This is a genomic window from Streptomyces sp. NPDC048644 (assembly GCF_043199105.1).
Classification (GTDB): Bacteria; Actinomycetota; Actinomycetes; order Streptomycetales; family Streptomycetaceae; genus Streptomyces.
This window is the reverse complement of sequence record NZ_JBICVO010000003.1, coordinates 276279-290230: the sequence shown is the minus strand read 5'-3', so window position 1 is coordinate 290230 and position 13952 is coordinate 276279. Positions and strand designations below refer to the sequence as shown.

The window sequence follows — 13952 nt, the reverse complement described above, 5'->3', positions numbered from 1 at the left end:
TTTACCAGTAAAAAGAATCGCCCGCTGCGGGCACCCCGCCTTGCGTGGCCGCGAGCACCCGGGCCCGGCACTGTGACGGCGTGCCCCAGGCCGTCCGCAGTGCCCGCGCCTTGCGGATCCACAGCGACAGGTCCAGTTCCTCCGTGTAGCCGACCGCGCCGTGCAGCTGGAGCGCGGCCCGCGCCGCCCCGTACGCCGCCTCGCCCGCGGCGGCCTTCGCCGCCGCCACGTCGCGCGACGCCGTACCGTCCGCGGCCCGCGCCAGCGCCACGGCCGCCGCGAACACCAGGGGCCGGGCGAACTCCAGGGCCAGCAGCGCATCGGCCAGCCGGTGCTTGACCGCCTGGAACGAGCCGACCGGCACGCCGAACTGGGTGCGCTGCCGTACGTAGTCCACGGTGTCGGCGAGCAGGCGGCAGCCGGTGCCCAGGGCCTGGGCCGCGGTCAGCAGGGCCGCCGTGTCGGCCGCCGCGGCGGCGGCAGCCGTCACCCGGGGGCCGTGCGCCAGCAGCTCGCCGTCCCCGGCGGGGCGGGCCAGGCGCCGCGCCGGATCGAGCGACGGCTGGACGACGCCGTGCCCCGCCGGGCGCCGCAGCCGGTCGCCGGCCACCGCCAGCGTCACGTCGGCCGCGTCGGCGTCGAGCGCGTACGGGCCGTGCGCCGCGTCCGCGTACGAGACGAGGGCGGAGCCCGCCGCGATACGGGGCAGCCAGGAAGCGGCCGACTCCGGACGGTCGAGGTGCCCCAGCAGGACGGCGGCGGCGACCGACTCCACCACCGGCCCCGGGACCGCGTAACGGCCCAACTCCACGAAGGTGACGGCGAGTTCGACGGGAAGGAAGTCCGTGCCGCCGTGTTCATCCGGTACCGCGAGCGCGAACACACCGGTCCCGGCGAGCCGTTGCCACAGCTTCCGGCCAGGGCCGGTGTCGCCGCCCGCCCAGGCGCGGACCACCGCCGGGGTGTCCGCGGCCCCCAGCAGCCGCCCCAGCGTCCGCCCGAACTCGCGCTGCTCGTCGTCGAGAAGAAAAGTCATCAGGTGCCGGTCCTTCCCTTGCGTTGTCGTGGCGGGCGGCGGTGCGGGCGCGGGGGTGTCCGGCGATGCACCTGACACCCCTGGCCCTACCGCCGTCCCTTGGGCAGTCCCAGCAGCCGTTCGGCGATGATGTCGCGCTGGATCTCGTTGGTGCCCGCGTAGACGGGTCCTGCCAGGGCGAAGGTCCAGCCGTCGGCCCAGCCGCCGTGTGCGGGGGCCTCGGTCGCGGTGTCGGCGAGTTCGCCCTCGGGGCCCAGGAGATCGAGCGCGGTCTCGTGGAGCGCGATGTCCAGCTCGGACCAGAAGACCTTGTTGAGGCTGGACTCGGCGCCGAGATCCTCGCCCGCCGCGAGCCGCGCCGCGTTGGCGCGGGTGAACAGGTGGTAGGCGCGGGCCCCGATGACGAGGTCGGCGACGCGGTCGCGCAGCGCCGTGTCGGACGGGTCGGCGCGGTGGTTCCACAGCGCGACGAGGCGGTCGGCGGCTGCCGTGAAGCGGCCAGGGCTGCGCAGTGTGAGGCCGCGCTCGTTGCCCGCCGTGCTCATCGCCACCCGCCAGCCCTGGCCCGGCTCGCCGATCACGTCGTCGTCGGGGACGAACACCCCGTCCAGGAACAGTTCGGCGAAGGCGGGCTTGCCGTCCAGTCGTCCGATGGGCCGTACGGTCACGCCGGGCGCCGCGAGGTCGAACATCAGGTACGTCAGGCCGCGGTGCGGGCGGTCCGCGTCCGGGTGGCTGCGGAACAGGCCGAACGCGCGGTCGGCGAAGGCGGCCCGCGACGACCAGGTCTTCTGCCCGCTCAGCAGCCAGCCGCCCGTGGTCCGCACGGCGGTGGAGCGCAGCGAGGCCAGGTCCGAACCGGCCTCGGGTTCCGACCACGCCTGCGCCCAGACCACCGTGCCGTCCGCCATCGGCGGCAGGACGCGGGCGAGTTGGGCCTCGGTGCCGTGCGCGAAGAGGGTCGGTGCGAGCAGGCTGATGCCGTTCTGGCCGACCCGTCCCGGGGCCCCGGCCGCGTAGTACTCCTCCTCGAAGAGCAGCCAGCGGGCGAGCGAGGCGTCCCGGCCGCCGTACCGGGCGGGCCAGGAGACCACCGACCACCGGTCGGCCGCCAGGGTGCGCTCCCACTCCCGGTGGGCCGCGAAGCCCTCCGCGGTCTCCAGGGACGGCAGGGGAGCGGCCGGTACGTGCGCGGTGAGCCAGGCGCGGGCCGTCCGCCTGAACTCCTCGTCATCCGGGGTGTGTTCGAGATCCATCGGCGGGCGGCCTCTCTGCTGATCGGCTCCTGGGCGCGCGGTCGCCGGCGGGGTCCGGTGCGGCGCCGAGTGTTCCCTAACAAGTGTTTGGTAGGTTAGCGTACGGCCATGACGACCGAGAAGCCTTCGTATGTGCCGGGGCACGGACTGCTGGCCGGCCGGACGGCCGTCGTCACCGCGGCGGCCGGCGCAGGAATCGGCGGCGCCACCGCCCGCAAGCTGCTGGAAGAGGGCGCCGACGTCCTCATCTCCGACACCCACACGCGCCGCCTGGCCGAATCGGCCGACCGGCTCGCCGCCGAGTTCGGCGCCGCCCACGTCACCGCACAGCCCTGCGACGTCACCGACGAGGCACAGGTCGGCGCGCTCTTCGCACGGGCCGAAGAACGGCACGGCAGGCTCGACATCGTCGTGAACAACGCCGGACTCGGCGGCACCGCCGACCTCGTCGACATGACCGACGCACAGTGGGACACGGTCCTCGACGTCACCCTCAACGGCACCTTCCGCTGCACCAGAACCGCCCTGCGCCGGATGCGCGAACACCCCGGCACACCCGGCGGGGTCATCGTCAACAACGCCTCCGTCGTCGGCTGGCGCGCCCAGCGCGGCCAGGCCCACTACGCGGCGGCCAAGGCCGGTGTGATGGCACTGACCCGCTGTGCCGCCGTGGAAGCCGCCGCCTACGGAGTCCGGGTCAACGCGGTGTCACCCAGCCTCGCCATGCACCCGCACCTCGCGAAGGTCACCACCGACACCCTGCTCGCCGAACTGACCGCCCGCGAGGCGTTCGGCCGCTACGCGGAACCCTGGGAGGTCGCCAACGTCATCGTCTTCCTCGCCAGCGACTACGCGTCGTACATGACCGGCGAGGTCGTCCCGGTCAGCAGCCAGCACGCCTGAGACGGCGATGACCTCATGCGCCAGGGTGCCCGCCGCCACCGGCCAGGACCGTGCCCACAGGCCGGGAGCGACAATGGGCTGGTGTCCACCGCCAAGAAGCCGGCCGCGAAGAGCCCGGCAGCCAAGAAGAAGACGACGACCGTGAGCGCCTCGCCCGAGCGCCGCCGCGAACTGCTGCGCACCGCGGCCGAGGTCTTCGCCGCCCACGGCTACAACGCCACCACCGTCCGCCGCATCGCGGACGAGGCCGGCATCCTCGCCGGCAGCCTCTACTACCACTTCGACTCCAAGGAATCGATGGTGGACGAGATCCTGTCCACCTTCCTCAACGAACTGTGGGACGGCTATGACGCGGTACTTGCCGCCGGCCTCGCCCCCAGGGAGACCCTGGAAGCCCTGGTCACCGAGTCCTTCCGGGAGATCGACCGGCACCGCGCCGCGGTCGCCATCTACCAGAAGGAGTCCCGCCACCTCGCAGCCCAGCCCCGCTTCGGCTATCTCGCCGACTCCCAGCGGAAGTTCGAGAAAGCCTGGCTCGGCACGCTGGAGCGGGGCGTCACCGACGGCAGCTTCCGCACCGACCTCGACATCCGGCTCACCTACCGCTTCGTCCGCGACACCGTCTGGGTGGCGGCGAGCTGGTACCGGCCGGACGGACAGCACAGCCCGGAGGAGATCGCCCGCCAGTACCTCTCGATGGTCCTGGACGGCATCGCCCTGCGGGAATGACCTGACCCGCTCACGCGAAGGAGCCTGATCGCCATGGCCGTGGCCTACATCGTCGACGCGCTGCGCACCCCGGTCGGCAAACGCAACGGCGGTCTTGCCGCCGTACACCCCGCCGACCTCGGCGCCCACGTCCTGGCGGCGCTGATGGACAGGACCGGCATCGACCCGGCAGCCGTCGACGACGTCGTCATGGGCTGCCTTGACACCGTGGGCCCGCAGGCCGGTGACATCGCCCGCACCAGCTGGCTGGCGGCCGGGCTCCCCGAAGAGGTGCCAGGTGTCACCGTCGACCGGCAGTGCGGATCGTCGCAGCAGGCCGTGCACTTCGCCGCGCAGGCCGTACTCTCCGGCACCCAGGACCTCGTCGTCGCCGCCGGCGCCCAGAACATGTCGATGATCCCGATCGCCTTCGCCAGCCGGCAGGCCGCCGCACCGCTCGGCCTCACCGAAGGGCCGTTCGCGGGCAGCGCGGGCTGGCGGGCACGCTACGGCGACCAGCCGGTCAACCAGTTCCACGGCGCCGAACTCATCGCCGAGAAATGGGACATCTCCCGCCCCGCCATGGAGGAGTTCGCGCTCCGCTCCCACCGGCGCGCCCTGCACGCCATCGACGAGGGCCGCTTCACCCGCGAGATCGTGCCGTACGGGGACGTCGCTGTGGACGAGGGGCCGCGGCGCGACACCTCCCTGGAGAAGATGGCAGGGCTGAAGCCGGTGGTCGACGGCGGACGGCTGACCGCCGCCGTCTCCTCCCAGGTGTCCGACGGTGCCGCGGCGATGCTGCTGGCGAGCGAGCGGGCGGTGCGCAGGCACGGGCTGACGCCGCGCGCCCGCATCCACCACCTGTCGGTACGCGGCGAGGACCCGATCCGGATGCTCTCCGCGCCCATCCCCGCCACCGCCCACGCGCTGAAGAAGTCCGGCCTCACGCTCGACGCCATCGACCTCGTCGAGATCAACGAGGCGTTCGCACCGGTCGTGCTGGCCTGGATCGAGGAGACCGGGGCCGACCCCGCCAAGGTCAACGTCAACGGCGGCGCCATCGCACTCGGCCACCCGCTCGGCGCGACCGGCGTCAAGCTGATGACGACCCTGCTGCACGAGCTGGAGCGGACCGGTGGCCGCTACGGCCTCCAGACCATGTGCGAGGGCGGCGGCCAGGCGAACGTCACGGTGATCGAGCGACTGTGAGCGAAGGGGCGCCGACCGACCCTCGGGTCTGGCCGGCGCCCCCCGTCAGCCGGTCAGCACCGCTCGTTCTTGACGTACAACGCCCGAGGGGTGCGCACCGTCGCGTAGGACACGTTCTTCGTGACGCCCTTGTCGAGCCGCCCGTGCGGGTCGTCGTGGTGCGGTATGACGATGACGTAGCAGGCCGAGCGGCGGGTGCACAGATTCGTCAGCCGCACCGCCCGCTGCTGGCCCTTGGTGAAGAACTTCCGCACCTTGACGCACTGCGTCGGCGGCCCGGCCGCCGCCGCTTCCGACGTGGCCGACAGGGTCAGCGAAGCGCTGCACACCAGCACGGTCAACGCCGTGGCCAGGAACTTCCGCATAGATGAATCTCTCCCCCGGTGGACAACCCCCTGCGAAGACCGCAGCGGCCCTCGCACGTGCATTCTCCATTCTCCACGGGTGCCCACCGGGAATCAGCACCGCCTGCCGGAGCGCTCCGGGGGAGCGGCCACACCCGCGGGCGCCACGGGCAGCCGCCCCAGCGTCGCGCCTGCCTCCGCCATGATCCGCTCCACCAGCTCCGCGCACGACGGCAGATCCTCGATCAGCCCGGCCACCTGGCCCGATGCCATCACCCCCAGATCCGGCCTGCCCTCCACCATCGCCGCGCGCAGCATCATCGGCGTATTCGCCGCCAGCAGCACCTGGCTCCAGCTCAGCTCCTTGCCGCGCCGCAGGGCCAGACCGTCACGCACCAGCTGCGACCAGCGCAGCCCCGAGCGCTTGCGGAAGGCCGCCGCGTGCCGCACGGCGCGCAGCAGCGCGGCCGGCCGCCCGGACCGTTCGAGCGCGGTGACCAGATCCGTACGCAGCATCCGGTGCGGCAGCCCGTCCACCTTCGTCGTGACGGTGACGTCCCGGACCGACGCCGCCAGATAGCGCTCCTTGACCGGGTCGGGCACCGTGCTGTCCGACGTCAGCAGAAACCGCGTCCCCATGGCCACCCCGCATGCGCCGAGCGCCAGCGCCGCCACCAGACCCCGGCCGTCGTGGAACCCGCCCGCGGCGATGACCGGGATGTCCACCGCGTCCACGACCTGCGGCAACAGCACCGTCGTCGCCACCTCGCCGGTGTGCCCGCCGCCCTCGCCGCCCTGGACCAGTACGGCGTCCGCGCCCCACGCGGCGACCTTCTCGGCGTGCCGCCGCGCCCCCACCGAAGGGATCACCAGCACACCGGCGTCCTTGAGGCGGGCGATCAGCTCACGCGAGGGCGCGAGCGCGAACGACGCGACCCGCACCCCCTCCTCGATGACGATCCGCACCCGCTCCGCCGCGTCCCCGGCATCCGCCCGCAGGTTCACCCCGAACGGCGCCCGGGTACGCGCACGCACCTCGCGCACCGCGGCCCGCAGCTCCGGCACGGTCATCGTCGCCGATGCCAGGATCCCCAGCGCACCGGCGTTCGCGGTCGCCGACACCAGCCGCGGCCCGGCCACCCAGCCCATGCCGGTCTGGACGACGGGATGCCGCACCCCCACCAGATCGGTCAGGGCGGTACGCAGCACGGGCCCGGCCGCTTCCGGCTGCCGCCCGGCCGTCACGTCCGCACCTCGCGGTCGCGCAGCCCCTGCGGGTCGATCACCTCGCGGATCAGCCGCAGTTCCCCGGCCGTCGGCTTCCGGGTCGCGGGCACGTTCGGCGGGACGGTCAGCGCGAAACCGGTCGCCGCGCAAACCTGCTCGACGGTCACGCCGGGGTGCAGGGAGCGCACCCGCATCGTGTGGTCGGGCGTGGCGAAGTCGAAGACCCCCAGATCGCTGATGACTTCGGGGATCCGGTGGAAGCGGCTCGCCGCGGGCCCGGCCGCCGCCGCCCGGTCGTAGCCGACCCCGCAGACCATGTCGACACGCTCGACGAAGGACCTGGGGGAGTGCCGCGGCACCCAGTAACTCGTCGGATTGTTCACGGTGTTGGCCGGCGCACCGCGCGCGCCGAGCAGCTGCCGGCCGGGCCTTGACCAGTCGCCGATGCAGGAGATGTTCTGGTTCCCGAACCGGTCGATCTGGCTCGCGCCCATCATCACGTGCCGGCGGCCGGTGGCCACCAGCGACAGATGCCCGCGGTAGGGCAGCCACCCCTCCGTCACCTCCGCCCGCGCCCCGAGCGCCGGCACATCGCCGATCAGCAGCGCCTCCCCGTCCGTGAGCAGCAGATCGGGCGAGAAGGTCAGCCGCGCCAGCCGCGCCCCGATGGACGGCACGGTGCCCATCGGGCTGGCCAGGATCTCGCCGGCGTCCCGCCACGCCTCCGCGCAGGCCAGCACGCAGTACTCGGCGCGGGTCGGCGCCCCGGCGGCGGCCCGCGGCCCGGCGCGCCCGCCCGCGCCCTGCCGCTGCGGGCCGGTACCCGCCTGCTCCGCCGTGCCCGTCCGCGCCGCGTTCGTCTCGGCCATGGTCACGCGCCCCTCCGCTCGTGGTGCCCGCTGCGGCCATGGAAGGCGGCGACCGCGTCCTGGTACTCCTGCTCGTCGCCGGAGAGGAAGCGCGCGGCGAACTCCGCCCACTCCGCCGGATCCGCTGCCGCCGTCGCGTACGCCTTCTGGAAGGTCTCGTCCCGGCCGTAGTCCGGATCGCAGGCGGTGAAGTGCGCGCCGTTCGGTGCCTCCACCACGCCGCGCACGAACGGCCGCTTGACCAGCAGCGTCTGCGGCCCGCCCGCCGCCGTCAGCTCGGCGCTTTCCACGATCCGCTCACAGGAGAGGTACGCGGCGTCGGCCGCCTCGCAGAACAGGTCGTCGAAATACGGGTCGGGCCCCAGGTACTGCCCGTTGCCCCTGGTGTCCGCGCGGTGCAGGTGCACCAGCGCCGCATCCAGCCGCAGTGCGGGCGCGGCCACCAGCTCCTCGCCGTCCGGATACGGCGAAGTGACCGTACGGAGCTCCGGGTTGACGCGCAGCAGGTCGGAGCCGAGACCGGCCCGCACCGGCAGGAAGGGCAGCCGCTGACCGGCCGCGGTCAGCCCCCACATGAACATCGCCTCGTCCAGTTCCGTGAAGCCGATGCTGCCGTTCTGGCGCGCGGTACGGAAATGCGGTTCCAGGGGGATCGAGTCCAGCGTCGCGAACGGGGCGATGACGCGCCGCAGTTTGCCGGCCGCCGCGAGCAGACCGACGTCGGGCCCGCCGTACGAAACCAGCGTCAGCTCCCGCAGCTCGGATCGCAGCACCGCACGGACCAGCGCCATCGGCTTGCGCCGCGACCCCCAGCCGCCGATCCCGATCGTCATGCCGCTGGCCAGCTGCCCGACGGCCTCATCGGCGCTCATGGTCTTGTCGCTCAACGGGGCTCCTTCGGTGGGGTGGACGGGGGGAGGAGGTCGGCTGGTGGGTCGGGTGGGGGGACGGCTGGTTGGTTGGATGGGGGGCGCGGTGCGGTGGGTGTGGCGGTGCCGGTGCCGGTCGGCGTGGCGTCCGGGTTCCCACGGGCGCCCACGAACGCGTCGCGATGCCGGTCGGCGATCCCGCTGAGGTTCGCCTCGAAGGTGAAGCCCTGCTCGAAGCGGTAGCTGCGGCGCACATCGACCGGATCGATACCGTTGATGGCGGCCTTCGCCAGCCGGATCAGAGCACCGTCCTTCGCCGCGATCTCCCCGGCGAGCGCCAGCGCCGCGTCCCGCACCTGCGCACGCGGCACCACGTCCCACACCGAACCGTGCTGCCGCAACTCCTGGGCGGTGACGGTGCGCGAGGTGTAGTAGAGCGTGCGCATCAGATGCGGCGGCACGAGCCGGGCGAGATGGGTGGCGGCTCCCAGCGCGCCGCGGTCCAGCTCCGGCAGCCCGAACGTCGCGTCGTCGCTCGCCACGATCGCGTCCGCGTTGCCCACCAGGCCGATGCCGCCGCCCAGGCAGTACCCCGTCACCGCGGCGACCACCGGCACCTCGCAGTCGTAGACCGCCGCGAACGCCTCGTAGCAGCCCCGGTTGGCGCCGATCAGCGCGGCGTGTCCCTCGGTCCGCTGCATCTCCTTGATGTCGACACCGGCGTTGAACCCTCGCCCGGCCGCGGCGAGCACCACACACCGGATGTCCGGATCCCGGCCGGCGTCCCGTACCGCATCGGCCAGGTCGTACCAGCCCTGCACGGGAAGGGCGTTGACCGGCGGGAAGTCCACCGTGACCAGTGCTATACCGCGACTGCCCGGTGGCGCGCAGGGGCGGGAGGTGGAGACACCCATCAGCAGATCAGCTACCTTTCCACCAAACGTTTGTTAGGTGCTGTTGAATGAGAAGGTAGCAGCGCGACGCGCGCTGCGGGAGGTGTCGCATGGCGCTCAGCATCGATCTGACGGGCCGCGTCGCGGTCGTCACCGGCGGCACGCGCGGTGTCGGCGCGGGCATCACCACCGCACTGCTGGCCGCAGGCGCGCAGGTCATCGCCTGCGCCCGCAGGCCGCCCGAACGTTCCCTGGAGGCGGACGGGCGGACCGCGCTGTTCCGGCAACTCGACCTGCGCGACCCCGAAGCGGTCACCGCCTTCTTCCGCCGCGTCCGCCGCGAACACGGCCGCCTGGACCTCCTCGTCAACAACGCCGGAGGCACGCCGTACCGCCTCCTCGCCGACTCCCGCCCCCAACAAGCCGCACGCATCGTGGAGTTGAACCTGCTCGCGCCGCTGACCGCGTCCCTCGCCGCCTACGAGGTGATGGCCGCCCAGCCGTCCGGCGGCACGATCATCATGATCGGAAGCGTCAGCGCCACCCGCCCCTCACCCGGCACCGCCGCCTACGGCGCGGCCAAGGCGGGCCTCGACAACCTCGCCCGCTCCATGGCCGTCGAATGGGCCCCGAAGATCCGCGTCAACACCCTCACCCTCGGCATGGTCCGCACCGAACTGTCCTCCCTCCACTACGGAGACGAGTCCGGCGTCGCCGCCGTCGGCCGCACCGTCCCCCTCGGACGGCTCGCCACCCCGGCCGAAGCCGGCGAAGCCTGTGCCTTCCTCGCCTCCGACCTGTCGTCCTACGTCAGCGGCGCGGCCCTGCTGCTCCACGGCGGCGGCGAACGCCCCGCCTTCCTGGAAGCCGCCCAACCGGCCACGAACCCACCACCGCACTGAACCCCGCACTCGCCGACCCGGCCCACCTCCCCACGTCACACCCGCGAACAGCCCTTTGCCTTCCCCGCCCCTGCCAGCCGCCTCCCCTTCTTCACACTCACGCCCCTCCGCTCCTCCACCCCCTACGCCGCTCCGCTTCTCTCACCTCACCCCGCTTCTCTTTCGCTTCTCTTTCGTCAACCCACTCCCACTTCACACTCCAACTCCCCCCAAGGAGACCCGAGATGCCCGGAATCTGTGAGGGCCGCGTCGTCATCGTCACCGGCGCGGGCCGCGGTCTCGGCCGCGCCCACGCCCACGCCTTCGCCGCGGAGGGTGCCCGCGTCGTCGTCAACGACCTCGGCGTCGGGCTTGACGGCGCGGGCGGCGCCCCCGGCCCCGGCAGCTCCGACGGCCAGGCCCTTGGCGGTACCGCCCCCGGAAGCCCCGCCGAGGAAGTGGCCGCGGACATCCGCGCGGCGGGCGGCGAAGCCGTCGCGCACGGCGGCGACATCGCAACCGGTGCGGGTGCCGCCTCACTCATCGCCGCCGCCCTCGACACCTACGGCCGCCTGGACACCCTCGTCAACAACGCGGGATTCCTGCGCGACCGGATGCTGGTCAACCTGGACGAGGACGCATGGGACGCGGTGCTGCGCGTTCACCTCAAGGGCCACTTCCTCCCCCTCAAACACGCGGCGGCACACTGGCGCGCCGAGGCCAAACACGGCCGCATGCCCCAGGCCCGGGTCATCAACACCACCTCCGGTGCCGGCCTTTCGGGAAGCGTCGGACAGGGCAACTACTCCGCGGCCAAGGCCGGCATCCTCGGCCTGACGCTGGTATCCGCCGCGGAGATGGGCCGCTACGGCGTCCAGGTCAACGCCATCGCGCCCGCCGCCCGCACCCGTATGACGGAGCAGACCTTCGCCGACACCATGGCCGCCCCCGCCGATGGGACCTTCGACACCATGGCCCCGGAGAACGTCTCCCCTCTGGTGGTCTGGCTGGGCTCGGCAGGGTCAGAGGGTGTGACGGGCCGGGTCTTCGCGGCGGAAGCCGGCCGCATCACCGTCATGGAGGGATGGCGCCCCGGCCCGGCAGCCGACAAGTCGGCCCGCTGGACTCCATCCGAGGCCGGCGAAACCGCCCGCCGACTCCTCGCCGCCGCCGAGCCACCGCAGCCGGTCTATGGAGCACGGTAGAGGGGGAGGAGGGGGAGGGGGAGGAGAACGGGCGGCCCCGGGTCTCCGGCTTTCCCCATCGCCTCCGTGCCATGGTTACGGCACTGGCCATGGCACTGGTCCTGGCCCTGGTTCTGGTCTTGGTCCTTGCCGGTCCACCACTCACGACCCCGCCCGTCGTCCCACACTCACGACCCGGCCCCACTCGGGCACAGACAGGATCCGGTGAAACATGCGCAATCTCATCCGCACCATCGTGCTGCCCGCGACCCCCGACACGGTCTGGCGCACCATAGGCCGCTTCGACGGCCTCCCCGACTGGCATCCGCACATCCCCCCTCTGATCATCGAAAACGGAGCCGACCCCGAAATCCCCGGCGCCGTCCGGGCGTTCATGCTCGACGGCACGGTCGTCGCCCGCGAACGCCTGCTCGCCCTGGATCACGCCGCCCGCGCGTACCGCTACACCGTGCTCGATCCCTTCCTTCCGATATCCGACTACGAAGCAACCCTCACGGCCCTGCCCCACGCCACCGGAACAGAGGTCCGCTGGACAGCCACCTATATCGGCGACGACGAGGCCGTAGCCCAGGTCGAAGAACTCTTCGGGGACGCGATCTACGCCACCGGCCTGACGTCCCTACGAGCCCGCTTCTGACCGCCGACACAGCCCCGCCCACCGGCGTCCAAGCCCCGACGGCGGTGACGCGAGCGCCGCATGAGTAACGGTGGAGCCCTGAGCTGGGGCATGGGCACGGGCACGGGCCCATGGGCGGGCAAGGGCAGTGGGCTATAGGTGGCTTGCAGGGGTGGAGACAGGTCAGACCGTGGCGCCCGGACGGGCCGTTACCACCTTCAGGCCACGGTCGGTGAACTCGCGGCGCGTGGCTTCCGTCGCCCCGCTGTCCGTGATGAGGGTGTCGAACACGTCCGCACCGCCGATCCGGGCGAAGCAGCGCTCGCCGATCTTCGATGAGTCCGCGACGATCACCGCACGCCGTGCTCGTTCCGCCATGAGGTGGTTGACCCTGGCCTCCGCCTCGTCATGCACCGTGGCACCCATGATCGGGTCCATGCCGTTGGCCCCGATGAAAGCGATGTCGACGGAGATCTGCTGGAGCACCAACTCGCTGAAAGGACCGACCAGTTCGAAGGAGCGTGAGTGTGCCACCCCGCCGGTGAGCACGATCTTGATCTGTGGCCGCACGGCCAGTTCGTTGGCGATGTTGAGAGAGTTGGTGACGATCGTCAGATGCGGCTGGGGGCCTGCCTCCGAGAAGTCGGGACGCGTGGCCAGCACCCGCGCGATGGCCGTGGTGGTGGTGCCACCGCTGAGTCCGACCACATCGCCACGCTCGACCAGTTTCGCCGCCGCCTGTGCCACTGCCTCCTTCTCCTCGGACCGGTGCGCGTGCTTGTACCGGATCGGCAGGTCGTACGCCACCGAGCTGAGCACTGCCCCGCCCCGGGTGCGGGTCAGCAGCTGCTGCTCGGCGAGGGTGTCCATGTCGCGCCGCATCGTGGCGGCCGAGACCTCCAGTTCGGTCGCCGCCTCCTCGACATCCACCCGGCCTCTCTCGCCGAGCAGCTCGAGCAGTGCGTTCATCCGTTCATGGCGCTTCATGCGGCGAGCCTAGCCGGGCCGTGACGGGTGCTCCTCTCCTCACCCCCGGACCGATGCCGGTGCCGCGTACCGGTCGGGAGCCGCTATCGGGGTGCCCAGCACCTCCAGCAGTCTGGCCGCCTCCCTGGCCACCGCTTCCCGGGCCGGCTTGAGGTACTTGCGGGAGTCGACGAGGGCGGGGTCCGCCCCCAGGACGTCCCGGATGGAGTGCGTGAAGACCGACACCAGGTGCGTCGAGATGTTGATCTTCGTCATGCCTGCCGCGATGGCGCGCTGCAGTTCCTCGTCCGGCACGCCGGACGAACCGTGCAGTACCAGCGGCACCGGAAGCGCCGCCCGCAACCGGCCGATCAGCTCCTTGTCCAGCACCGTCGTGCGCTCGTGCATCGCGTGGGAGGAACCGACGGCCACGGCGAGCGCATCGACACCCGTCGCGTCGATGAAGGCCAGCGCCTCGTTCGGATCGGTGCGGGTGCCCGGCGCGTGTACGCCGTCCTTGCCGCCGACCTTGCCGAGTTCCGCCTCGACGAAGGCACCGCGTTCATGGCACCAGGCGGTGAGCGCGGCGGTGGTGGCGACGTTCTCGTCGTAGGGGAATGCCGAGGCGTCCACCATGAACGAACTCACTCCCGCCGCGGCGCCCTGCCGGACCAGCTCCGCGTCGGTGATGTGGTCGAGGTGCACCGAGACGGGGGCGCTGGAATCCTCCGCAAGGGCGAGGGTGGCGCGGGTGATCGGGCGCAGGCTGCCGTGGTACCGGATGCAGTTCTCGCTGATCTGGAGGATCAGCGGGGCGTCGGCCCGTTCGGCAGCAGTGACCAGCGCCTCGGCGGTTTCCAGATGGATGACGTTGAAGGCCGCGGCGCCGATGCCTGCGGCACGCGCGCTGTCGATGATCGATGAGGTCGGAACGAGGGGCATGGGATGCTGACTCCCTTGCGTACGA

Annotated in this window: 15 protein-coding genes; 6 read left to right on the top strand and 9 right to left on the bottom strand. The window is 72.2% G+C overall.

Annotated features, from left to right (window positions below):
* Position 1: 1 nt before the first annotated feature.
* Complete coding sequence (locus ACGFNI_RS08325) at positions 2 to 1036, bottom strand: acyl-CoA dehydrogenase family protein (protein ID WP_393681771.1); 1035 nt, start codon at positions 1034 to 1036, stop codon at positions 2 to 4.
* Positions 1037 to 1122: 86 nt separating this feature from the next.
* Complete coding sequence (locus ACGFNI_RS08320) at positions 1123 to 2292, bottom strand: acyl-CoA dehydrogenase family protein (RefSeq protein WP_393681770.1); 1170 nt, start codon at positions 2290 to 2292, stop codon at positions 1123 to 1125.
* A 108-nt stretch (positions 2293 to 2400) separates the two neighbouring features.
* Here ACGFNI_RS08320 and ACGFNI_RS08315 point away from each other — a divergent pair, with 108 nt between their 5' ends.
* From ACGFNI_RS08315 to ACGFNI_RS08305, 3 genes are all read left to right on the top strand, one after another.
* Positions 2401 to 3195, top strand: a complete 795-nt coding sequence (locus tag ACGFNI_RS08315) for an SDR family oxidoreductase (RefSeq protein ID WP_393681768.1) — start codon at positions 2401 to 2403, stop codon at positions 3193 to 3195.
* A gap of 141 nt (positions 3196 to 3336) precedes the next feature.
* Positions 3337 to 3924: a TetR/AcrR family transcriptional regulator gene (locus ACGFNI_RS08310; RefSeq protein ID WP_393682189.1), complete on the top strand. Its 588-nt coding sequence runs from the start codon at positions 3337 to 3339 to the stop codon at positions 3922 to 3924.
* Positions 3925 to 3957: 33 nt separating this feature from the next.
* A complete protein-coding gene (locus ACGFNI_RS08305) occupies positions 3958 to 5115 on the top strand; it encodes an acetyl-CoA C-acetyltransferase (protein WP_393681766.1) in 1158 nt (385 codons plus the stop codon).
* Positions 5116 to 5168: 53 nt separating this feature from the next.
* Here the strand turns inward: ACGFNI_RS08305 and ACGFNI_RS08300 are convergent, their stop codons facing one another.
* The 5 genes from ACGFNI_RS08300 to ACGFNI_RS08280 form a co-directional block, all read right to left on the bottom strand.
* Positions 5169 to 5480 carry a hypothetical protein gene (locus ACGFNI_RS08300; protein ID WP_393681764.1) on the bottom strand — a complete coding sequence of 104 codons (312 nt, stop codon included), beginning with the start codon at positions 5478 to 5480 and terminating at the stop codon, positions 5169 to 5171.
* A gap of 93 nt (positions 5481 to 5573) precedes the next feature.
* On the bottom strand, positions 5574 to 6665 hold the full coding sequence (locus ACGFNI_RS08295; protein ID WP_393682188.1) for an NAD(P)H-dependent flavin oxidoreductase: 1092 nt from the start codon (positions 6663 to 6665) through the stop codon (positions 5574 to 5576).
* Between the two features lie 35 nt (positions 6666 to 6700).
* The gene (locus ACGFNI_RS08290) at positions 6701 to 7555 is read right to left on the bottom strand and encodes a CoA-transferase subunit beta (RefSeq protein ID WP_393681763.1); all 855 of its coding nucleotides are present in this window, start codon (positions 7553 to 7555) and stop codon (positions 6701 to 6703) included.
* Between the two features lie 2 nt (positions 7556 to 7557).
* Positions 7558 to 8442 (bottom strand): CoA transferase subunit A, encoded by an 885-nt coding sequence (locus ACGFNI_RS08285; RefSeq protein ID WP_393681761.1) that lies wholly within the window; start codon positions 8440 to 8442, stop codon positions 7558 to 7560.
* Positions 8439 to 9338 carry an enoyl-CoA hydratase family protein gene (locus ACGFNI_RS08280; protein WP_393681759.1) on the bottom strand — a complete coding sequence of 300 codons (900 nt, stop codon included), beginning with the start codon at positions 9336 to 9338 and terminating at the stop codon, positions 8439 to 8441. Before ACGFNI_RS08280 ends, ACGFNI_RS08285 begins: the two co-directional genes overlap by 4 nt.
* A gap of 89 nt (positions 9339 to 9427) precedes the next feature.
* On the opposite strand from ACGFNI_RS08280, the gene ACGFNI_RS08275 reads away from it, so the two are divergent.
* The 3 genes from ACGFNI_RS08275 (at position 9428) to ACGFNI_RS08265 (ending at position 12040) form a co-directional block, all read left to right on the top strand.
* Positions 9428 to 10219 carry an SDR family oxidoreductase gene (locus ACGFNI_RS08275; RefSeq protein ID WP_393681757.1) on the top strand — a complete coding sequence of 264 codons (792 nt, stop codon included), beginning with the start codon at positions 9428 to 9430 and terminating at the stop codon, positions 10217 to 10219.
* Between the two features lie 224 nt (positions 10220 to 10443).
* Positions 10444 to 11403 (top strand): SDR family oxidoreductase, encoded by a 960-nt coding sequence (locus tag ACGFNI_RS08270; protein WP_393681756.1) that lies wholly within the window; start codon positions 10444 to 10446, stop codon positions 11401 to 11403.
* A gap of 211 nt (positions 11404 to 11614) precedes the next feature.
* Positions 11615 to 12040 carry an SRPBCC family protein gene (locus tag ACGFNI_RS08265; RefSeq protein WP_393681754.1) on the top strand — a complete coding sequence of 142 codons (426 nt, stop codon included), beginning with the start codon at positions 11615 to 11617 and terminating at the stop codon, positions 12038 to 12040.
* A gap of 162 nt (positions 12041 to 12202) precedes the next feature.
* Here the strand turns inward: ACGFNI_RS08265 and ACGFNI_RS08260 are convergent, their stop codons facing one another.
* Together ACGFNI_RS08260 and ACGFNI_RS08255 are read right to left on the bottom strand one after the other, a co-directional pair.
* Positions 12203 to 13006 carry a DeoR/GlpR family DNA-binding transcription regulator gene (locus tag ACGFNI_RS08260; protein ID WP_393681753.1) on the bottom strand — a complete coding sequence of 268 codons (804 nt, stop codon included), beginning with the start codon at positions 13004 to 13006 and terminating at the stop codon, positions 12203 to 12205.
* A gap of 39 nt (positions 13007 to 13045) precedes the next feature.
* The gene (locus ACGFNI_RS08255) at positions 13046 to 13927 is read right to left on the bottom strand and encodes a ketose-bisphosphate aldolase (protein WP_393681751.1); all 882 of its coding nucleotides are present in this window, start codon (positions 13925 to 13927) and stop codon (positions 13046 to 13048) included.
* Between the last annotated feature and the right edge of the window lie 25 nt (positions 13928 to 13952).